Annotated in this window: 15 protein-coding genes and 4 pseudogenes; 11 read left to right on the top strand and 8 right to left on the bottom strand. The window is 49.0% G+C overall.

The window, feature by feature from the left end; translation table 11 throughout:
* Positions 1 to 24: 24 nt before the first annotated feature.
* The gene (tyrS, locus tag CEW91_RS02035; protein ID WP_088767441.1) at positions 25 to 1230 is read right to left on the bottom strand and encodes a tyrosine--tRNA ligase; all 1206 of its coding nucleotides are present in this window, start codon (positions 1228 to 1230) and stop codon (positions 25 to 27) included.
* A gap of 204 nt (positions 1231 to 1434) precedes the next feature.
* Here tyrS (CEW91_RS02035) and CEW91_RS02030 point away from each other — a divergent pair, with 204 nt between their 5' ends.
* Both CEW91_RS02030 and CEW91_RS02025 read left to right on the top strand, forming a co-directional pair.
* Positions 1435 to 2751, top strand: a complete 1317-nt coding sequence (locus CEW91_RS02030; protein ID WP_088767440.1) for an OapA family protein — start codon at positions 1435 to 1437, stop codon at positions 2749 to 2751.
* Positions 2751 to 3857: an anhydro-N-acetylmuramic acid kinase gene (locus tag CEW91_RS02025; protein WP_088767437.1), complete on the top strand. Its 1107-nt coding sequence runs from the start codon at positions 2751 to 2753 to the stop codon at positions 3855 to 3857. The genes CEW91_RS02030 and CEW91_RS02025 overlap by 1 nt, the downstream gene beginning before the upstream one ends.
* A gap of 3 nt (positions 3858 to 3860) precedes the next feature.
* On the opposite strand, the gene pepQ is transcribed toward CEW91_RS02025, so the two are convergent.
* The 3 genes from pepQ to CEW91_RS02010 form a co-directional block, all read right to left on the bottom strand.
* The gene (pepQ, locus tag CEW91_RS02020; RefSeq protein WP_088767436.1) at positions 3861 to 5180 is read right to left on the bottom strand and encodes a Xaa-Pro dipeptidase; all 1320 of its coding nucleotides are present in this window, start codon (positions 5178 to 5180) and stop codon (positions 3861 to 3863) included.
* An 81-nt stretch (positions 5181 to 5261) separates the two neighbouring features.
* On the bottom strand, positions 5262 to 5612 hold the full coding sequence (erpA, locus tag CEW91_RS02015) for an iron-sulfur cluster insertion protein ErpA (protein WP_053953885.1): 351 nt from the start codon (positions 5610 to 5612) through the stop codon (positions 5262 to 5264).
* A gap of 55 nt (positions 5613 to 5667) precedes the next feature.
* Positions 5668 to 6414, bottom strand: coding sequence for a DUF6776 family protein (locus tag CEW91_RS02010; RefSeq protein WP_088767435.1), 747 nt, complete (start codon positions 6412 to 6414; stop codon positions 5668 to 5670).
* A 94-nt stretch (positions 6415 to 6508) separates the two neighbouring features.
* Here CEW91_RS02010 and CEW91_RS02005 point away from each other — a divergent pair, with 94 nt between their 5' ends.
* The 4 genes from CEW91_RS02005 (at position 6509) to hemL (ending at position 11008) form a co-directional block, all read left to right on the top strand.
* Positions 6509 to 8197 carry a chloride channel protein gene (locus CEW91_RS02005; protein WP_088767439.1) on the top strand — a complete coding sequence of 563 codons (1689 nt, stop codon included), beginning with the start codon at positions 6509 to 6511 and terminating at the stop codon, positions 8195 to 8197.
* Positions 8194 to 8625, top strand: a complete 432-nt coding sequence (gene hemJ, locus CEW91_RS02000; RefSeq protein WP_088767434.1) for a protoporphyrinogen oxidase HemJ — start codon at positions 8194 to 8196, stop codon at positions 8623 to 8625. Before CEW91_RS02005 ends, hemJ begins: the two co-directional genes overlap by 4 nt.
* Before the next feature lie 70 nt (positions 8626 to 8695).
* Positions 8696 to 9709, top strand: coding sequence for an aspartate carbamoyltransferase (locus CEW91_RS01995; protein ID WP_088767433.1), 1014 nt, complete (start codon positions 8696 to 8698; stop codon positions 9707 to 9709).
* Positions 9710 to 9724: 15 nt separating this feature from the next.
* Positions 9725 to 11008 (top strand): glutamate-1-semialdehyde 2,1-aminomutase, encoded by a 1284-nt coding sequence (gene hemL / locus CEW91_RS01990; RefSeq protein WP_088767432.1) that lies wholly within the window; start codon positions 9725 to 9727, stop codon positions 11006 to 11008.
* A 34-nt stretch (positions 11009 to 11042) separates the two neighbouring features.
* Here the strand turns inward: hemL and mrcB are convergent, their stop codons facing one another.
* The 3 genes from mrcB to pepB are packed head-to-tail and all read right to left on the bottom strand — an operon-like array spanning position 11043 to position 17077.
* Positions 11043 to 13304 carry a penicillin-binding protein 1B gene (gene mrcB, locus CEW91_RS01985; protein WP_088767431.1) on the bottom strand — a complete coding sequence of 754 codons (2262 nt, stop codon included), beginning with the start codon at positions 13302 to 13304 and terminating at the stop codon, positions 11043 to 11045.
* Positions 13301 to 15772, bottom strand: coding sequence for an ATP-dependent helicase HrpB (hrpB, locus tag CEW91_RS01980; RefSeq protein WP_088769330.1), 2472 nt, complete (start codon positions 15770 to 15772; stop codon positions 13301 to 13303). The genes mrcB and hrpB overlap by 4 nt, the downstream gene beginning before the upstream one ends.
* 6 nt (positions 15773 to 15778) lie before the next feature.
* Positions 15779 to 17077 (bottom strand): aminopeptidase PepB, encoded by a 1299-nt coding sequence (pepB, locus tag CEW91_RS01975; protein ID WP_088767430.1) that lies wholly within the window; start codon positions 17075 to 17077, stop codon positions 15779 to 15781.
* Between the two features lie 55 nt (positions 17078 to 17132).
* On the opposite strand from pepB, the gene sfsA reads away from it, so the two are divergent.
* From sfsA to CEW91_RS12385, 5 genes and pseudogenes are all read left to right on the top strand, one after another.
* Complete coding sequence (gene sfsA / locus CEW91_RS01970; RefSeq protein WP_088767429.1) at positions 17133 to 17837, top strand: DNA/RNA nuclease SfsA; 705 nt, start codon at positions 17133 to 17135, stop codon at positions 17835 to 17837.
* A gap of 141 nt (positions 17838 to 17978) precedes the next feature.
* Positions 17979 to 18431, top strand: a complete 453-nt coding sequence (dksA, locus tag CEW91_RS01965; RefSeq protein ID WP_053953875.1) for an RNA polymerase-binding protein DksA — start codon at positions 17979 to 17981, stop codon at positions 18429 to 18431.
* A gap of 6 nt (positions 18432 to 18437) precedes the next feature.
* A pseudogene (gluQRS, locus tag CEW91_RS01960) lies at positions 18438 to 19290 on the top strand (tRNA glutamyl-Q(34) synthetase GluQRS).
* A gap of 180 nt (positions 19291 to 19470) precedes the next feature.
* Positions 19471 to 20751, top strand: a pseudogene (pcnB, locus tag CEW91_RS01955) (polynucleotide adenylyltransferase PcnB).
* Positions 20738 to 20956: pseudogene (locus CEW91_RS12385) on the top strand (2-amino-4-hydroxy-6-hydroxymethyldihydropteridine diphosphokinase); the annotation flags it as partial. The pseudogenes pcnB and CEW91_RS12385, both read left to right, overlap by 14 nt.
* 75 nt (positions 20957 to 21031) lie before the next feature.
* On the opposite strand, the pseudogene tyrS (CEW91_RS12380) reads toward CEW91_RS12385, so the two are convergent.
* Positions 21032 to 22014, bottom strand: a pseudogene (gene tyrS / locus CEW91_RS12380) (tyrosine--tRNA ligase); the annotation flags it as partial.
* Positions 22015 to 22161 lie beyond the last annotated feature (147 nt).

The following is a 22161-nucleotide window of genomic DNA, read 5'->3' as shown; positions in this document are numbered from 1 at the left end:
TTCTTTATTCGGGGAAGTGTCAGCTTAGGCTGTCAGCGTCAGCTTAGCAAAGCGACGTTTACCGACCTGATAAACACCCGAGTCCTTGTCTGTGCACACGTAGTTCTTATCGGTAAAACGCTCGCCATCCAGCTTCACCGCATTTTGCTTGAGCATGCGCAATGCTTCCGATGTGGACTGAACTAACCCGGCTTCTTTTAGCACATTAGCGATACCCATGCCGTCAGCACCGACGGCTATCGTTTTTTCTTCAATATCATCTGGCAGGGCGTTTTTCTGAAAACGCTGAATAAAGTCCTGCTCTGCTTTGTCGGCCGCGTCGTCTGAATGGAAGCGCGCAATAATTTCTTTCGCCAACAGTACTTTGACATCACGTGGGTTTTTACCCGCTGCTACATCCGCTTTCAAACCATCAATTTCAGCAATGGAACGGAAACTTAAAAGATCAAAGTAACGCCACATCAACTCATCAGAAACCGACATAATCTTGCCAAACATATCGTTGGGGGATTCAGTAATACCAATGTAGTTATTCAGCGACTTCGACATTTTCTGCACGCCATCTAAACCTTCCAGCAGCGGCGTCATAATGACGGTCTGGGGGCGCAAACCTTCTTCTTTTTGCAGCTCGCGACCCATTAGCAGATTGAAACGCTGATCGGTGCCGCCGAGTTCGATATCCGCTTTCAGTTCCACAGAATCCCAGCCCTGAACTAATGGGTACAGAAATTCGTGAATCGCAATAGACTGGTTGTTTTGGTAGCGCTTTTTGAAGTCATCACGCTCAAGCATACGAGCAACGGTTTGACGGGCAGCCAGCTTAATCATATCGGCAGCCCCCATTTTCGACATCCACTCCGAGTTAAAGCGAATCTCTGTCTTTTCCGAGTCCAGAATCTTAAACACTTGCTCTTTATAGGTTTCAGCGTTAGCAGCCACTTCTTCCGGTGTCAGGGGTTTACGAGTCACATTTTTACCCGTTGGATCACCAATCATGCCGGTAAAGTCACCAATGAGGAAAACAATTTTATGGCCAAAGTCCTGTAACACCCGCAATTTATTGATAAGCACCGTGTGACCTAAATGCAAATCAGGAGCAGTGGGGTCAAAACCAGCCTTAACAACCAGGGGCTTGCCGCTTTCCAGCTTCTCTGCCAGCTCTTGTTCCAGCAGTACCTCCTCGGCACCACGTGTAATTTCAGCAATAGCCTCTGCCACTTCTGTTTTCATCAAACCTCTCCATCGATTACCCGGTCAAACCCATTATTTTACGTCATTCTTAACACTGTTTTAAGCTCAGAAACTGGTATTCTGCGTTTTTTCGTATTATCCTCGAAACCATAAGGTTATTCTGAGGTCGTAAACGAGACACCCTGTTGTATCGCTTACATAGGTAACCATAATAAAGAAAGTTTGTTCTAAAGTGCGCTAAATATGACATTGAAAGTAGTTTCTCAAATGAAGCGGATGTTCCTGCAACTTCCGCATTCTCATAAAATACTAATCAGCGCGATTAGTGTTGCTCTATTAATTTTGTTGGTGATTCCTTCAGAGCCAGCAACGGCATCTAAAAATACAACCTCCGTTGACCAACTTGTTCCGGGTAAGCGCTACCAGCTGGAACTGGCCTTTGATAACAACACCAACAATGAAGAAAGCACCACACAAGAACTGTACTGGCAAACTTATCAAATAAAGTCTGGCGATAATCTGGCCGACATTTTCAGTAAGTTAGGTTTTAGCGCACAAGAGCTTTACCGCGTCACGGAGTCGGGTGAAGAAGCCAAGCTGCTGCGCAAGGTACACCCTGGCGACCTGCTGCGCTTCGCGACAGACTCAAATGAGAAGCTAGTTCAATTAACGCACGACATTAACGGTACCGACACACTCATTATCACGCGCCAAAAAGACAGTTTCGTCGCGGAAGTTGAAGTTAAAGACGTTGAAGTACGAACCGAGTTTGCACACGCGGTAATTGACTCTAGTTTTTGGAATGCCGGTATTAGCTCCGGACTGACCGATAACCAAATTATGCGTATCGCCAACATCTTCGGTTGGGATATCGACTTCGCCCTCGACTTACGCAAAAACGATGAGTTCAGTGTGTTATTTGAAACGCATTACGTCGACGGAGAGTTTGTTGGCTACGGAAAAATACTGGCCGCCGAGTTCGTCAACCGGGGCGAACACTTCCAGGCCATATTGCATGACAATGGCCAGTATTACACGCCAAATGGGCGTGCAATGCGTAAAACATTTTTACGCTCGCCGGTTAACTTTACTTATATAAGCTCAAGTTTTAACCCGCGTCGCCTGCATCCGGTGACCGGCCGTGTGCGCCCGCACAACGGCATTGACTACGCAGCATCAACGGGCACACCGGTTATGTCTTCTGGTGACGGTAAAGTCGTTCAGGCTGGCTATAACCATTTAAATGGTAATTACATTTTTGTGCAGCACGGCGAACGCTACACGACGAAATACTTACATTTAAGTCGCAAGCATGTCAGAACAGGCGATCGCGTTAAACAAGGCCAGGTAATTGGCCGTGTCGGCGCAACAGGCCGGGTAACAGGTGCTCACTTACATTACGAATTCCTGGTTGATGGCGTTCACAGAAACCCTCGCACAGTGGAGCTGCCACAGGCGAAGTCTCTAGCCGAGTCAGAACTACCGGCATTCCGCCAGCAAGCCGACCAAATTATTGCAGTATTGAACGACAATAAACGTGTTTATTTGGCAATGAGATAATGTCCGAGCTTTATGTTGGCTTAATGTCAGGAACCAGCATGGACGCGACTGACGCCGTGCTGGTTCAGATAGACGCTGACGGAAAGCCTGCTCTACATACATCCCTTAGCTTCCCTATTCCAATTGAGCTGCGTAATCGGCTCTTACAGCTTAGCGTGAGTGACCAATGGCGTGCCGATGAGTTCGCTGAGTTGGATGTACTTTTTTCTGAGCACTCTGCTGTTGCGGTAAACGAGTTACTGAGCAAGGCTCAAGTGCCGGCTGGGAATGTCACCGCCATAGCCAGTCATGGTCAAACCGTTCGTCACAAACCCGGTCATCGTTCGCCTTACACGCTACAGTTAGGTGACCCTTCCAGGCTGGCATTTAACACCCAAATAGACGTCATACATGACTTTCGCCGCAAAGACGTTGCTGCCGGCGGTCAGGGCGCTCCATTAGTCCCGGCGTTTCACAGGCACATTTTCGCGCAACGGGAGAAAAGTGTCGCTATTGTTAACTTAGGTGGCATTGCCAACATCACTTGGTTAGGTCCTCAGCAACAACTGCTCGGCTTTGATACAGGCCCGGCCAATACCTTGATGGACCAATGGATACAACACTGCAATGCAAACAAAAGCTACGATGAGAATGGCCACTTAGCGAGTCAGGGCAAGGTTATAGAAGAGCTGTTAAATGTGTTACTACAACATCCATTCTTTTCTCGCAAAGCGCCAAAGAGTACTGGCCGTGAAGAGTTTAACCTGGCGTATTTAGAGCCGCTTCTCAAAGCGAACTACACACCTGAAGATGTTCAAAGAACCTTGCTCGCACTCACTGCCGAAACGCTAAGTAACGAAATTAACGGTTTACCCACGAAGCCTGAACAGGTTTACTTCTGCGGAGGCGGTACCAACAATGAGCTGCTCATAACAGAAATCACCCAGCGCCTCGGTTCGACGATATGTGGAACGACGCAAGAGCTTGGAGTTGACCCTCAATGGGTTGAGGCAATGGCATTTGCCTGGTTAGGTTGGTGCTATGAGCATAAAAGACCGGGGAACCACCCTGCAGTCACAGGTGCAGCGGCCCCGGTTGTACTCGGTTCTAAAACGTTATTTGCTTAAACTTTACTCTGCGCCCAGCGCTTTAAAAGCATCACGAGTCAAGTTCTCGTTGTTTCCGTCTTTACCGACAACAATGCTGTCTTCAATACGAACACCGCCATACGGCCGTAACTCGTCAACCTTATCCCAGTTAATGTCGCCGCTGTCTTTGTGTTCTTCGAGCAACTGGTCAACAACATAGAGACCCGGCTCAATGGTAAACACCTGACCTTCTTCAATATCACGAAGCAAACGCAAGAATGGATGACGCTCACTACGCTCGTAACTGCTGCCATCATCAGACTTCAGGAAGCCACCAACGTCATGAACCTGCAAACCAATAAAGTGACCCAAGCCGTGAGGCATAAAAGCACTGGTGTAACCTTTGTCGTAAATACTTTGTGCATCGCCACTGATAAAGCCAAAGTCACTCAAAATCTGAGCCACTTTCAAGTGCATCGAGACGTGTAAATCGTAATAGTTAACACCAGGCTTAATTTCACTCAGTAAGTCTCTTTGAGCGTTATCCATCGCCTCCACTAAGTCCGCATAAAAGCCTTCTTCATACGCATAAGAACGCGTGATGTCAGCGCAGTAGCCACGATAACGTGCGCCAGCATCAATCAGGAAAGAGCGAAACTGCTTAGGTGGCTCGGTATCATACACATCGTAATGCAAAATTGCTGAGTGGCTATTCAGAGCCACAATGCTGTTATAAGGGACTTGTGACTCACGAAAATCAATTGCCGCTAAGTAGGCATGATGAATTTCCAACTCACTTTTCTCAGCATAGAAGGCTTCTTTCGCAGCGACATGCGCTTTCGCGGCCAGCTTATTGGCTTCGCGCAAATTCTCGACTTCCCACTCCGTTTTTACGGCTCTGTGAAAGTGCAAGTGATCAATTAAGTTCTGTGGGTTACGAGCTTTTACATTCCAGCTGTGAACAGGCTCTGCGAAGTCTTCACCGATAAAAGCTGCATTGGCAAGAGCGCTACCGATATCGTCAGTCATAACACTAAGGTCATCGATAATTTTTAAATCGACATACTGCTGCCATTCTTCTTCCGGTACATTGACCGGTGCGTGCCAAAAGTCTTTTGCCTGAAATAGATACACCGTTGGACGCTGACTACCTTTGCGATAAAAAATCGCACTTTTCGGGCTTTCTGTGACGGGTACCCAGTATTTAAACAATGGGTTGACTCGGTACGGAGGTGCGTTGTCATCAAGGAAATCAACGCGTGGTTGACCTGAATAAATCAGAGTTGAGTCAAAACCTGTATCTGCCAGTGCCTTATCGAAGCGCTCACAAACGGTTTTAATGTGTTCAGCGTATGCACTCATAAAAAAACCTCACAACAAATGGTGAGGTTATTTTAGCGCAAATGCGTGCTGGTTTCAGCTTAAGCGAGTGTTTTGGAGGGCTTAGATAGAGAAACTTGAACCACAACCACAAGTGGTAGTGGCATTCGGGTTGTCAACGAAAAAACGCGAACCCTGTAAGCCTTCTTCATAGCTAACAATGCCGCCCATGAGGTACTGGAGACTCATTGGATCAACCAGTAAAGTCACCCCTTCTTTTTCAACCTGCATATCGCCCGGATTAGGGGTTTCATCAAAGGTAAAGCCATATTGAAAACCTGAGCAACCACCGCCCGTCACATAGACGCGCAGCTTCAAGTTCGGATTTTCTTCTTCCGCAATCAGCTGGCTCACTTTTTTTGCGGCTTGTTCGGTAAACTCAATAGGTACCGCTGTTTCCGCAGAACTGCTCATAGTGTCTCACCCTCGTTGAACTCTGTGGGCATTTTCTCTTACCTGACTATTTTGGTCAAGTATCGCCGTCAGTCCTGACATTCGTTGCCGGCTGACCTTTTCGAATGTCTTTCCAAAAGAACGAACGATTTAACGTGCCACGTCCTCCGTCGGTTAATGTAACCGACACATCAATACGCTCAGGTACAAGTCCTTCAGGCATGAAAAAGTCACCTTCGTATACTGAGAAATAACGCATGGTGAAGTGACGTTCATCGGCACTAATATTGGCTAATTTCATCAGGTCAAAGCGGCGCTTTTCACCGTTAACTCGTCCCACTAAATCAATAGCGACCCGCCCTTCCACGAAGCGCCGGCGTTGCTCAATCTGCAGAACAGCCAACGAGAAATGGAAGTGTTTGTCGGCCTGATTCGGTGTCACCGTAATGGAGTCGATAGTTACCCCACCTTGCTGTAACTCGGGTGCCATTATTTTCTGGTAAAACGCGAGATCCCGGCGCAAGGCATAGTTGTCATTTTGTAGTGCCGTTAGCTCGTCCTGCAAGCTTTGATTCGATGAGCGCTCAATATCCAGTTCCACTTGCATTACGTGACGCTGATATTCCATCTGCTCCAGACGTTTATACATATCGTCCAGTTGATTGGACTGCTCTCTGACCGTTTCTTTCAACGAGTTCGCATGCCAAACGCCGGCAAGGTAAGCTAAATAGGCAAAAAGTACGACTAAACCCGCCACCGCCAAAAAAGTTGGCAGCCTGCCGATACGCTTTTGCCAATATTTGAGATTAAAATACAGCTTCATAATACTCGCTCATTTCCATTAGCCGCTTATGCTGATATGTTATTGATAAATATGCAAGCCTTGAGCCTTGGTTTAGTGTAAGGAACAACATTAAATGGCGCCTTTATTAAGACAGCAATTACGCAAGCAGTTGGCCATGCCGACAACAACAATTGCTATCTGTTTGTTGGGGTTAGCCGGGGGCGTGCTCGCCGCATTAATGATTGCCGGTTTCCGTTTTGCCATTGAGTACGGCGCTCATCTCATTGGTAACGACACTTACTGGCAGGAACCCTTGCCAACAACGCTCCGTTTTATCATACCCATTGCCGCCGCGTTACTTATTTACGGTATTTTTCGTTTATCGGGTTCGCGCTACGTGCGTATGGGCATTCCCTATGTCATCCATCGCATGAAGCAGCATTACGGGATGCTCCCGTGGCGCAGCACCGTTAACCAGTTTTTTGGCGGTATTATTGCTCTTATTGCGGGCTACAGTGTTGGTCGCGAAGGTCCCGCGGTTCATTTAGGCGCCGCAGCCTCCACTTGGCTGGGCTTTCATGTTGACGCCCCTAAGAACGCCTTACGAACACTAGCCGCCTGCGGTATTGCGGCCGCTATTGCAGCCTCATTTAATACACCTCTCGCCGCCATGGTGCTGGTCATGGAAGTGGTTTTGCGCGAATACAAAGTTCACGTGTTCATCCCGGTCATGCTGTCAGCGGTAGCGGGCTCATTAATAACAGAAGAAATCTTTGGCGTCGCTTCTGAACTTGCCATGTTGTCGGCACAGGATATTCCCACCACTCAATTGCCCTGGGTCGTCATTCTTGGCGTAGTGCTGGGCGTCGTCGGTGTGATTTTTAAAAAGCTCATGCTGGATGTTATGGATACAGTCAAAGACATGTCCTTACTAACCCGGCTTCTGTTCGCAGGCATTATTACCGCTTCTCTGGCAGTTATTATTCCAACCAGTTTAGGTCCCGGACTAACCGCTATTGAGCAGGTGCTTAATCACCAGGGCGAAATGTCCTTGCTCACCACGTTATTGCTTGCCAAGCTATTTGCGGCAGCTATTGCACTTGGCATGGGCATTCCGGGCGGCTTAATTGGTGCGGTGTTCGGTATCGGTGCCATCATCGCGGCAGTTTTCGTGGGCGCGGTGGATGTATTAGGTATTCAACAAGCCTTGTCTTTTGACAGTTTCATTCTACTTGGCATGGCCGGTATTTTGGCAGCTTGCATTCACGCACCTATGGCGGCACTTCTGGCGATTGTTGAGTTATCTCGCAGTGTCGAAATTATTATTCCGGCAATGATGGTGATTGTCCCGGCTTATCTGATATCCAGTCAGCTGTTTAAATCAAAATCAATTTTTATCGCTCAGTTGGAGTTACAAGATCTGCCCTACCAACTGGCTCCTGTGCACGTAGCGCTGCAGAAAACCGGCGTCGAAAACGTCATGGAGACGGACTTTAAACTCTTGCTCGAACCCACCCAGAATGAGTTGGTCGACTCCCTGGAATCCGCCCAGGCAAAAACGGTTATCGTCATGTCCGTGGATGAAGACAACCAGCCTCTGTACCGTCTTGTATCCTATGATATTACCGCTGGTGACAGCCCCAGTTTGAGCTATACACCTATTAAAGGTTTGCGTATCACCTCAACACTGGCTGAAGTGTATGATGAAATTGGACAACAGCGCCGTGGTGCGGTGTATATTTATGAATCAAACGGTGAACACCCGTGTGGCATAGTGACGTGGGAAACCGTCCGTAAAGCATTACAAAGAGAGTTAGCATGACGTGGATTTTATGGGTTAAAGCATTGCATATTGCCTTTATGGTGGCCTGGTTTGCGGGTATTTTTTACTTACCCCGGCTGTTTGTGTATCACGCCATGAATGCTAAACCCGCGGTACACGAACAGTTTTGCGTGATGGAAAGACGCTTACTGTTCTTTGTCACACCATTTGCAATTTTAACTCTGGTTTTTGGACTGGTGCTCATTTTTGCCTACGGTTCTGCTTGGTTTGCCGCCAGTGGCTGGATGCATACCAAATTGGTTTTAGTCACGCTTTTATACGCGTACCACGGCTACTGCTTCAAATTATTGAGGGACTTTAAGAACGGTAAAAATACGAAAAGTCATCGCTTTTATCGAGTCTTTAATGAACTGCCGGTTCTGGCGCTTTTCGCGATTATTATTTTAGCCGTGGTGAAGCCGTATTAGATTCTAAAACGGTGCTGACTTTGCTATAGTGTGCGTCCAGTGACATTCGGCGGCAGAGGCGCACCTATTGATGAATTTCACCGGTTCCAACATTCTCTCAGTCAACCAGTTCGACCGAGACAGTATCGATTATATCTTTTCCGTTGCTGATAAAATGCAACCCTATGCTCGTCGTAAAAAACGAACCCGAGTATTGGACGGTGCTATTCTCGGCAACTTATTCTTCGAGCCTTCAACACGTACCCGGGTAAGCTTCGGCACCGCTTTTAATTTGCTCGGCGGCGAAGTTCGTGAAACGACCGGCATGGAAAGCTCAGCGATTGCCAAAGGCGAGTCTCTCTACGACACCGCCCGCGTGCTCAGCAGCTATAGCGACGTTATCGCTATGCGCCACCCGAAATCGGGTTCGGTGAAAGAGTTTGCCAGTGGTAGCCGGGTACCGGTCATTAATGGTGGTGACGGCGCTAATGAGCATCCGACTCAGGCACTTCTCGACCTGTACACCATCGAAAAAGAACTGGCTTATCACCAACAGAGCATTGATAACATGCACATCTGCATGATTGGTGACTTAAAGTACGGACGTACGGTTCACTCATTATCGACACTGCTGTCCATGTATAAAAACATTAAGTTCACGCTGATTTCTCCGCGTGAACTGTCGATGCCTGAGTCGGTATTAGCCACCCTGGATAGCGCCGGTCATCAGGTGACTATCACGGAAAAAGTCGACGGCATTGTTGATGCCGACATTGTGTACCAGACTCGCATCCAGCAAGAGCGTTTCGCCAGTCCCGAAGACGCTGATCAATATCGCGGTAAATTCCGTTTAAATCAGGACATTTACACTAAGCATTACAAGCCCAATACCGTCATTATGCACCCGTTGCCAAGAGATTCACGAGCAGAAGCGAACGAGCTCGACAATGATCTCAACCAGAACCCAAACCTGGCTATTTTCAGACAGGCGGACAACGGAGTGCTCATTCGTATGGCGCTATTTGCACTGACATTAGGCGTAGTTGACCAGGTCGACAAACACGAATGTGATGTCATCTGGTACAGCGAAAAAAGCCAACTATAAAGAGGTAACTGCGGCATGAGTCGTTCAGAAGATTTATTCAAGCAAGCACAAGTTAGCATTCCCGGCGGCGTTAACTCGCCGGTTCGAGCCTTTAGCGGCGTTGGTGGCACACCGATATTTTTTGAAAGCGCAGAAGGCGCTTATATGATTGATGCCGACGGTAAACGTTACATTGACTACGTTGGCTCATGGGGGCCAATGATTCTCGGGCACAACCACCCTGCCGTTTTAGAAGCAACCTTAGCGGCCGCAAAACGTGGTTTAAGCTTTGGTACGCCAACGGAAATTGAAATCACTATGGCGGAAACCATTCGCAAAATCGTACCGTCGATTGAAAAAGTCCGTATGGTGAACTCCGGCACCGAAGCCACCATGACGGCTATCCGCCTAGCGCGTGGCTACACCGGCCGTGACAAAATTCTGAAGTTTGAAGGTAACTACCACGGTCACGCTGACTCACTGCTGGTCAAAGCAGGCTCGGGCGCGTTGACCTTAGGAGTTCCTAACTCGCCGGGTATTCCGGAAGACCTGGCGAAACATACGCTGACCGTGAACTACAACGACATCGATTCAGTTAAAGACGCATTTAAAGAGTTCGGCGACGATATTGCTTGTATTATCGTTGAGCCAGTTGCCGGCAATATGAACTGTATCCCGCCTGTTCCCGGCTTTTTAGAAGGCCTGCGTGACGTTTGCGACGAGTACGGTTCGGTTCTGATTTTTGACGAAGTCATGACTGGGTTCCGTGTTGCTCCGGGAGGCGCTCAGGAGCGCTATGGCATTACTCCCGACTTAACCACCTTAGGAAAAGTGATTGGTGGTGGTATGCCGGTGGGTGCCTTTGGCGGTAAAAAAGAAGTCATGGACTACATCGCGCCGGTAGGGCCTGTCTATCAGGCCGGTACACTATCAGGGAACCCTGTCGCAATGTCCGCAGGCTTAGCTGCATTGCAGCAGCTGTCGACTCCGGGCCTTTATGACCAGTTGTACCGGCGCGTCGATGCGTTAGTGGATGGTCTACAAGAGCGCGCCAACAGAGCGGGCGTGCCAATGACAACGAATCGTGCCGGCTCTATGTTTGGTTTCTTCTTTACTGAAGAGCCGGAAGTGACGTCGTATGCGCAGGCAACACAATGCAATATGGAGCATTTCAAAGCCTTCTACCACGCTATGCTGAATGAAGGGGTATACCTTGCACCTTCCGCGTTTGAAGGCGGTTTCATGTCAGCGGCACACACTGAAGACGACATTGAGAAAACCTTACAAGCGGCGGAAAAAGCCTTTACCCAACTGAAGTAAACCTACAGCACTCATAACGAATAACCCGGTGGGACTAGCCTCCAAACAGGCGGTCCCACCAACTCTTCTCCTCGATATTGCCCTCACAGGTTATGTTATCCGGCAAGCGTATTTCTTCTGCAGGCAACAATTCGCCATTTCCACAATCATTCGGTATGCGCTGCCCTGTCCGTTCATGAAATCGCTGCATCTTCAGCGGCTCGGGTACATTCAACGCCATACTTAACGGCGGTTTACGTTCGTAGTAATCAGCAACGACTCTTAAGGCGCCGCTGCTACCTGTCAGGCCTGTCGGTTGGTTATCATCCCGTCCCAGCCAGGCAGTCACGACCTGTTCACCGTCAACAGCGACAAACCAACTGTCCCGGTAATCATTCGTCGTACCGGTTTTTCCGCCAACTTTCTGTCCAGCAAGCACTCGTTGTAAGGCGCTCGCTGTGCCCTCGGCAACGACACCGTGCAAACCAAACTTCGTCAGATAAGCGACTTTGGTGTCAAACACCTGCTCCCCATTTTTCTCAGAGGCCCGATATAAAACATCGCCCTGATGCGTAGTAATAGACGAAATCGCTGAGAGCGGCTGAAATCGGCCATCGTTCATCAGTGCACTGTACATTCGTGTGACTGCATACGGCGTCAGCGACGCAGAGCCCAATGTCAACGATGGATATACTTCCAAAGGCGTGACAACACCTAGTCGTCTCATGTAGTCAACGACGGTATCCACACCGACTTCCACGCCCACTCTCACCGCCGGAATATTGCGTGACTTAACCAACGCTTCATAAAGCAACAAGCTACCTTTAAATTCCTTGTCGTAGTTTTGCGGCTGCCACTGTTTACTTTGCTTGTCCTCAAGTGTAATAGCTTCATCAACCACCGGGGTATGCAAACCGACACCGGATTCCTGCATTGCAGTCGCGTATATCACTGGTTTGATAAGAGAACCAATGGGCCTCAGTGCCATTATTGCGCGGTTATACCCAACGGTTTGACTTAAACGTCCGCCCGCTAACGCGGTTACCGTCCCTTGACGGTAATTAGCAACCACCATCGCCCCTTCCAGCGCACTGTCATCCTCTTTAAGCTTGCCCGCCAACGACTTTTGTACCGCTTCCTGAGCGTTCACATCCATATGGGTATATATCTTTAAGCCCGTATCCTGCCAGTCATCTGGCAGCGCCAGCGTTTTCATTTCACGCTTAATAATATCCATGTAATGAGGGTACGGATGCTCCACTAAACGTCGGCTTTCTCTAACATCCAATTGTCGTTGTACCGCAGCGACATAAGTGGATTTAGCGATAAGGTCCTGATCAAACATCACCTTTAACACGGTGTCCCGACGCTCCTGAGCACGCTCAGGAAAACGTCTTGGGTCGTAATATGACGGTCCTTTTATCATGCCAATTAGCAAAGCCACTTCGTAGACCGACAGCTCCTGAACTTGCTTACCAAAATAGAACTGACTGGCCAGCCCAATGCCATGAATCGCATTGCGACCGTCCTGACCGAAATACACTTCATTTAAATAGGTTTCTAATATGGTGTTTTTATCAAAGCGGTAATCAATAACCAGCGACATCATGGCCTCATGGAATTTCCGCCATAACGTTTGTTCACGAGTGAGGTATAGGTTTTTGACCAACTGCTGCGTTAAGGTTGAGCCGCCCTGAACGGTGCGCCCGGCTTTTAGATTGGCGACCAACGCACGTAAAATTGCCCAAGGAGAAACGCCTTGATGATGATAGAAGTTGCGATCTTCCACCTGAAGCAACGTTTCAATAAGTAGATTAGGTACCACTTCCAAACCGACCAATAATCGGTCTTCTTTGCTTAACGTACTAATTCGACCGATGAGCTCAGGCTCCAAACGAAAGCTCTCCAGCTCTCTCCCACTGGGCCAGGAAGTAATAGACGCCACACGATTATTTAAAAAATTAATCTGAACCCGCTTAGACATTTGTGGGCCGTCTGAGAAATCAAAAGGCCGACGATGAACCATAACACTGCTATTACCCACCGAATAATAGCCAGATTGCTCGGTATCGTTACTGCGGTTATAGCCAATACGCTCGAGTGTTTTTATCAACGTCGACTGCGGTATTGGGTAACCAGGGTATAAACGCAGCTCACCAGCATAGACAAGCGCCGGAGCTTGATAGCGCTCCGTTTTAAAGTGCTTAGACAGGCTAGCGTCAAGGTATATCGCATACACAGCAACGACCGCAGCGACCGCGACGCCAACCTTGACGCCGGTCCAAAATAAGTAGCTTAACCATTGACGTTTTATCACTGCATTTGCCTTTTGGTTTTATAAGTTGCCTCGGCGTTTATTGGATCTTCCGGCCACGGGTGTTTCGGATAACGCCCTCGCATTTCTTTGCGGACCTCCTGATACGCATTACCCCAAAAGCCGTTCAAGTCATTGGTTCGTTGCAGCAGTCTGCCTGCCGGAGAGAGTAAATCCACCGCTACCACCTGCTGGCCATCAATAATTCGTGGCGAGTCTTTTACGCCAAACATTTCCTGCAATTTCACCTCAACTCGCGGGGTTCCGTCCAGATAATTTATAAAGATTTTACGTTGTGTCGGTGTTTGCCAGTGCTCAGGGCAGGCGTTGTCCAGTCGTTCTTTCTCGTCATAGTTAAGCCAATAGGTTAGCGCCTCACAAGGTTCCCAGGCTTCCAACTGCGACAATGATTTTAACGAATGCCAGTAAGGGTAAGCCCAGACCTTCAAATTAGACAGCAAGCCCTCAGGCGATAGTGGGTAGTCACTTAACTCGCCGGTCACTGACTGTAACAACCGCATGCGTGCCAACAGTTGATTTGCCTTTCGGGACCAATGTAGTGTCTCAAGGCCTTTTTTATTGAGATACTCCGCAAATGCCTGACAACGCTCTTCATGACTCACGCTTCCGTCTAGCTTTTCTTCAGAGAGTGTCAATGCACCGATGACCTGGCGCCTAACTCGAGTCAGAGTCTGTTGAGTACCGAGCCAGTCAGCTGAGTGAGTTTCAGATACTGGTAACCCAGCAGCGTCTATCGCGTCAGAAATATCGGATACTTCAACATAACGTCGCACTTTTCCTGTGCTATTCCCTTCTTGAAAGGTGGCCTCGAAAATAATCGCCCATTGAGGCTGGCTCAATAACTCGGCAACGGGAGCCAGACGCCCACCGGTCACCAGCTGAAAGCTTCTTTTCGTCTCACTGTACTTTGCCAACCTGTCTGGAAAGCCCGCTATTAGCATTGGCTCTGCGCCTTTCTCATTCGCTTCCGTATTTTCCGTCACCCGCAAACGTTGCAGCCAGTACTGCCAGCGTCTTCGCCATCGGCTCAATGACTGGCGCTGCTGATAATGTTGCTTAGTACTTTCAAGAATGTTGACCGTTTTAATGTGTGGTGACGGCTCTTCTAACGTCGCCAGAGCACGGGCACAAGCCGCCTTCACATTATTATTGGCCTCCTTATCACCAGTCTCGTTTGCGGCGGCACAGATGAGGGCAAGACGTACATCAGCCCCCGTATCCAATGACATCGCCTTACCCGTCAGTTGCTTGTCGTGCAAAAGTCCGGTTAACGATAAAAATTGTTCAGCAACACGACAGTGCACCGGATTAGGTGGAGTAAACCAGGCAAGTTCACTCACTGAGCTCCCCCACTTCAGGGCTTCCAATACCACCGACGTTACGTCCTGTGTCTCTATGTCAGCCCTCGCATACTCAGGTTGACCATGCTCATCTGCTTTAGACCAAACCCGATAGCAGGTTCCGGGTTGTAAGCGCCCGGCCCGACCGGCTCGCTGCGTTGCTGACGCTCGGGATACAAAGTGCGTGGTCAGCTGGTTCATGCCATAACCCGGCAAAAAGTTCGCTCGACGTTCACGTCCGCTGTCCACTACCACATCAATGCCTTCTATGGTTAAACTGGTTTCAGCTATGTTTGTCGCAAGGATAATTCGCCTACCATCACTGGCTTTTAACGCGTGCTGCTGCGCTTTAAGTGACAGCCGGCTATGCAGGGTATAAACACCGACATCAGTTGCCACCAGAGAGCTCAATGCGTGTTGCACCCGTTCAATTTCGTAGATACCCGGCAGAAACACCAGCACGCCTTTGTCGGCATTTCCTAAAGCCTCGACAATGACACTGGGCAAATGCAGTAACCACTCACTTCGCTGTTTCGGGGCTCGGTATTGAATATCTATTGGAAAGCTGCGTCCTTCGCTACTCAGTGTCGTGACGCCGTCGCAATATGCAGACAACCATTCGGAAATGTCTTTTGCCGGCAATGTTGCAGACATGATCAATAGATTTAAGTCCTCACGCAACGGCAATGCGTCAATCACTAACGCCAGGCTTAAATCACTGTGTAAATTGCGCTCATGAAACTCATCGAATATCAGTGTCGAAATATCACTAAGCTCAGGGTCTTCCTGTAACCAGCGTACTAATACGCCTTCAGTGACGACAAGAAGCTTGGTGTTCTTCGTGCGTTTCGTTTCACCGCGAACAATATAGCCAACGGTTTCACCAACGGGCTCATCTAACTGCCTGGCCAGGTAACTGGCCACATTGACAGCAGCAACACGCCGCGGCTGCAACATAACGGTAATACCGCTCGTGCCCAACTGTTCTCGAAGCAAATAAAGGGGTAAATAGGTGGACTTACCGGCACCAGGCGGTGCCTCTAAAACCACACGTGCTGCCGGGAAGCATTGCGCTAATGCCGGCAGCACGTTTTCAACGGGCAAGGTCATACCCAATCAGTCACCTTGAACGGTGGCGGCAATGGTTCTTACGCCTAATGCTGTCGCACCTGTTGCCCACATACCTGTCGCTGACTTCTGGTAAGCACCGGCCAGATCAAAGTGAAGCCAGCCTTTACCTTGCTCAGGCGCAAACCGTAACAGGAAACCGGCCGCGTTACTGGCGCCGCCAGCACCGCCACCTTTTTGCGGACGACTGTTCGCTGTATCGGCAAAGGCTGACGGGCAATTCTCTGAGTGCCAAGGGGCTAACGGCAAACGCCACAGCAATTCGTGTTCTTTATCGGCGTTTTTCAATGCGCGCTCGGCGGCACTGTTATCAACACTGAACAGCGCATTGTATTCATTACCGACGGCCATTTGAGCGGCACCCGTTAAGGTAGCGGCATCAATAATATTTTTCGCGCCGAATTCGCCAGCGGCCTGCAACCCGTCAGCTAACACCAAGCGACCTTCAGCGTCAGTATTCACCACTTCTACGGTCAAACCGTTCTTATAACGGATAATGTCGCCTAACTTGTACGCTCGGCCATCAATCATATTTTCTGCGCAGCAGAGAATCAGCTTCACGCGTTTATTCAAACCACGACGAATCGCTAACGACAATGCACCAGTGACCGTTGCTGCACCGCCCATGTCACACTTCATTGACAGCATGCCTTCACTTGGCTTAATACTGTAGCCACCGCTGTCATAGGTAATACCTTTACCGATAAGCGCTGTATCAACAAGCGCGTTTTTATCGCCGGTTGGGTTGTAGTCAAGTACCAACATGCCCGGTGCATGCTGGCTCGCACGACCCACAGTATAAATTCCCATCCAGCCTGCGTCTTTCAGCGCTTCACCTTTAATAAACTCTGCGCTGATTGCATCGGGTGCTAACCCTTTGAAGTGCTCAATGACACGTTCTGCCAGACTTTCAGGATAGATATCTTCGGCCGGTAAGTTGGTGAGCTCACGGCTAAATCGTGTTGCATCACGCATCGCATCGAGGTGCTTCGCCGCTTCCTTGTCGTCTGCGTGCCATACCACATCATTTTTCGACAATGTTGACGTAAAGCCCTGATAAAGCGCCCATTGACGCTCCATATCCCAGCCGTCACCAGATACTGCTACTTTTATGACGCCGTTGTTGTCGAGGGTTCGCCCGGCTTTTTGAATACGCCGCAAATTCTCAGACTCGTCGTCCACCAAAACTATTTTGGCGGCATCGCCGTCAAAGACGACATTTGACTTCGGGTTCCAATGAGCTGCTGGTGCTTCATTCGTTAAGTAAACCGCTAGTGCGCTGGACATTCTCAACCTCTCTCGATAATTTGCTTTCAGTTACTTTAGAGTTATGAGGTCTCTGATGCAATTTAACAAGCCCCTTCGCCGGGGAGTTTTAGAAAAACGCTATAAACGCTTTCTGGCCGATATTGATTTTGGCGATGGACAAATAACAACGGTTCATTGCCCGAACACAGGCGCAATGACGGGCTGTGCTGAGCCTGGGTTCGACGCATATTGCAGTCTTTCTGACAACAAAAAACGTAAGTATTCACATACCTGGGAGTTATCACGAACCAAGGAAGGCGAGTTTATTGCGGTGAATACCGGCTGTGCGAATACACTCGCCGGAGAGCTGTTAAACAGCGAACTTATACCAGAACTTAGCGGCTGGTCCGAACTGAGGTCTGAAAAGAAGTACGGGCAGGAAAATAGCCGCATCGACTGGTGGGGCGTAGACCCTAATGGCAAAGAGTGCTTTGTCGAGGTAAAAAGTGTGACACTTGCCGAGAAAGAAAGCGGCTATTTCCCGGATGCCGTCAGTCAGCGTGCCCATAAGCATTTGAATGAGCTCATGCACGTTGTCGAACAAGGGCATCGAGCCATCCAGCTCTATATGGTGATGCACACCGGTATTGAATCGGTCAGCCCAGCGAAACATATCGATCCAAAATACGCAGAACTCTGTATTAAAGCGGCGGAACACGGCGTCGAATTTTACGCGGTGAAATGCGCCATAAATGAAAAAGAAATTCGACTGGAGAGACCAGTTCCGGTGCGCTTATAGCGCGAGGTTTTGAGTTAAATTTTAAGCAAAAGAGTCGTTGGAATAGCGTTGCCAACCTGATCCCTTTCTGGTATATGTAGCGTCCTTTTTTAAACGCACGCTTTTAGAGCACTCTAGTTTTAGAGAATTAGGAGATCCAAAATGCCTCAAGGCAAGGAAAAGAAAACCCATGGCATTCTGGCACTAGCCGGCCTGGAGCCTTATCAGGAGAAGCAGGGCGAAGAGTACATGAATGACGCGCAGCGTGCGCATTTTCGTCGTATTCTGGAAGAGTGGCGTCGTCAGTTACGTCAGGAAGTTGACCGCACCGTGCATCATATGAAAGATGAAGCGGCGAACTTTCCTGATCCTGTTGATCGCGCGGCACAGGAAGAAGAGTTCAGCATTGAACTGCGCACTCGTGACCGCGAGCGTAAACTGATTAAGAAAATAGAGAAAACGCTGCAAAAAATTGAAGACGACGACTTCGGTTTTTGCGATTCATGCGGCATAGAAATTGGTATTCGCCGCTTAGAAGCACGTCCAACAGCGGATCTCTGCGTTGACTGCAAAACTCTCGCAGAAATGAAAGAGAAGCAGATGACAGGAGCCTAAGGGCTCATGTACCGAGGCCGATTTGCCCCGACTCCGTCGGGGCCTTTACATTTGGGCTCGTTAGTAGCTGCTGTTGGTAGCTACCTGGACGCTCATGCACACCGCGGCCAGTGGCTTGTTCGTATTGAGGATGTCGACAAACCTCGCGCCGTTCCCGGTGCGGCCGATATTATCCTCGGTCAACTTTGAAGCCCACGGACTCACCTGGGACGGCGACGTTATTTTCCAAAGCGAACGTGACAAGGTTTATCAAAGCTACATCGACTCATTAACCTCTGCAGGTTTCATCTACCAGTGCGACTGTTCACGTAAGGCCATTCGTGAGCGCGGTGGTATTTATGAAGGCTATTGCCGCACTCGCCAGCCACGTCCTACCCCCTACGCACTTCGTTACATTAACAGCGCCCCTGTTAATCAATTCAATGACCGCGCACTTGGGGTACAGCACGGCGATACAAATACCTGCGCAGAAGATTTTGTCGTCAAACGTCGTGATAGCTTATACGCATACCAGCTAGCGGTGGTGGTTGATGATATTGAGCAAGACATTACCGATATTGTGCGCGGCAGCGACCTGGTTGTACCAAGCTTTTGGCAGCTTACTTTATGGCAGCATATTACTAGCGCCCAGCCCAGAATGATGCATTTACCGTTAGTCACATCCGACGATGGCCGCAAGCTCAGTAAACAAAATCACGCACCAGCAATCAACAGCCAAAACGCACCAGATAACCTGTTAATAGCGCTGAATTATCTGGGTATTGATGCCCATGAACTCAGTGAAACGCGAAAAATCGATGAGATACTGGCCTTTGCGGTGCAAAAGTGGCGCAAAAAGTGGCACATTACGGCCGCTTGACGGTACAATATGCGACCAATTGACAATAAACAACAATGACAATGGTAAGGGAGAGACCACCATTATTAAGCGAAAAAGAGTTAGCAAAACGCGCTTTCTCCAGCAAGGATACCCCCAGCAACAGTCGTTTACCGGCGTTGAAAGTTCCCAAGAGATAAACACCCTGTATCCCGGAACGACATTAGCAAAAACGCACTTAAAGTCTTGTACCGCTTACATAACAGCGGCTTTGACGCTTATTTAGTGGGCGGCTGTGTGCGTGACATTTTACTCGGTATTCAACCGAAAGACTTTGATGTAACCACCAACGCAACGCCCGAGCAGGTGAAGTCGCTGTTTCGAAACTGCCGTCTTATTGGTCGTCGCTTTCGCCTGGCGCATGTCGTGTTTGGCAAAGAGATTATTGAAGTCGCTACGTTCCGCGGACACCACGCGGACGAACCTGACGCAAAAACGGCGAAGAAAAACCAGCACGCACACAGTGATGAGCATGGCCAGTTAGTACGCGATAACGTCTATGGCACCATAGAAGAAGATGCCGAGCGCCGGGATTTCACTGCGAATGCGCTGTATTACAACATTGCCGACTTTGCCATTATGACTTTGCTAACGGCGTCGACGACATCAATAAGGGTATTTGCGGTTAATTGGTGATGCGGAGACACGCTACCGAGAAGATCCGGTTAGAATGCTGCGCGCAGTGCGTTTTGCGACCAAACTCAACATGCAAATGGATAACGCCGTCCGCGAACCGATTAACGAGTTGGCTCCGTTGCTCGCGAACATTCCACCTGCGCGTCTGTTTGATGAATTTTTGAAAATGTTTATGTCGGGTAAAGCTACGGCAAACTTTTCACTGATGATGGAGCTGGGCTCTTCCAACAGCTATTCCCAATGCTTAAAGGGCATTTAAGTGACGCCCAGTCACCCGCCTATCAAATGCTGCTAAAAGCTTTTAAAGACACCGACAAACGCATTGCTGAAGACAAACGCGTAACACCGGCATACCTCATTGCGGTCCTGTTATGGTGGCCGCTTCTGGCTCGCAAAGAGCAGCTGGAAAATGAAGGCGGCCTGCCACCGATGGACGCAATAAACATTGCCGCTGCCGATGTGGTACACAGGCAGTCTCAGCGCGTTTCGATTCCTAAACGGTTTAGTTTACCCGCTCGTGAAATTTGGCAGCTGCAACGACGTTTGCAGGTCACAAAAGGCGGTCGTGCCATGAAGGCGCTTGAGCACAAACGTTTCCGTGCCGCTTATGACTTTATGCTGCGAGCACACGCCCAGCCAGAAGAGAAAAAGCTGGCTGAACTGGCACAGTTCTGGACAGAAGCTCAGAATAATCCAGCGAAGCTGAAAACTGGTAAGTCCGGCGCACCTACCGGTAAACCCAGACGCCGTCGTCGCGGGCCGCGTAAAAAGAAGCCACAAAGCAACTCAGATAATGGCTCAGCATAATGCCTATGTCGCACTGGGGAGCAATTTAAACGACCCGCTCAATAACTTACTCAGTGCGCTGTCACGATTAAACCGGTCCAATAGCTGGCGACTTGTCAGCTATTCGTCGCTGTACGGCAGTAAGCCCATGGGACCGCAAGACCAGCCAGACTACGTTAATGCAGTCTGTCAGTTAAGCACAAACCTGCCCGCCTACGATTTACTGCGGTCACTGCATGCTATTGAAGATGAATTCGGCCGCAAACGCGTTCGTCACTGGGGTGAGCACCGACGGCTATCGTTTTTCTTCAATATCATCTGGCAGGGCGTTTTTCTGAAACGCTGAATAAAGTCCTGCTCTGCTTTGTCGGCCGCGTCGTCTGAATGGAAGCGCGCAATAATTTCTTTCGCCAACAGTACTTTGACATCACGTGGGTTTTTACCCGCTGCTACATCCGCTTTCAAACCATCAATTTCAGCAATGGAACGGAAACTTAAAAGATCAAAGTAACGCCACATCAACTCATCAGAAACCGACATAATCTTGCCAAACATATCGTTGGGGGATTCAGTAATACCAATGTAGTTATTCAGCGACTTCGACATTTCTGCACGCCATCTAAACCTTCCAGCAGCGGCGTCATAATGACGGTCTGGGGGCGCAAACCTTCTTCTTTTTGCAGCTCGCGACCCATTAGCAGATTGAAACGCTGATCGGTGCCGCCGAGTTCGATATCCGCTTTCAGTTCCACAGAATCCCAGCCCTGAACTAATGGGTACAGAAATTCGTGAATCGCAATAGACTGGTTGTTTTGGTAGCGCTTTTTGAAGTCATCACGCTCAAGCATACGAGCAACGGTTTGACGGGCAGCCAGCTTAATCATATCGGCAGCCCCCATTTTCGACATCCACTCCGAGTTAAAGCGAATCTCTGTCTTTTCCGAGTCCAGAATCTTAAACACTTGCTCTTTATAGGTTTCAGCGTTAGCAGCCACTTCTTCCGTGTCAGGGGTTTACGAGTCACATTTTTACCCGTTGGATCACCAATCATGCCGGTAAAGTCACCAATGAGGAAAACAATTTTATGGCCAAAGTCCTGTAACACCCGCAATTTATTGATAAGCACCGTGTGACCTAAATGCAAATCAGGAGCAGTGGGGTCAAAACCAGCCTTAACAACCAGGGCTTGCCGCTTTCCAGCTTCTCTGCCAGCTCTTGTTCCAGCAGTACCTCCTCGGCACCACGTGTAATTTCAGCAATAGCCTCTGCCACTTCTGTTTTCATCAAACCTCTCCATCGATTACCCGGTCAAACCCATTATTTTACGTCATTCTTAACACTGTTTTAAGCTCAGAAACTGGTATTCTGCGTTTTTTCGTATTATCCTCGAAACCATAAGGTTATTCTGAGTCGTAAACGAGACACCCTGTT

Origin of the sequence: Idiomarina piscisalsi, assembly GCF_002211765.1 — a bacterium.
In the GTDB taxonomy this organism is placed as follows: Bacteria; Pseudomonadota; Gammaproteobacteria; order Enterobacterales; family Alteromonadaceae; genus Idiomarina; species Idiomarina piscisalsi_A.
Note: the sequence above shows the minus strand (reverse complement) of the source record. Positions and strands in the feature narration are given on the sequence as shown.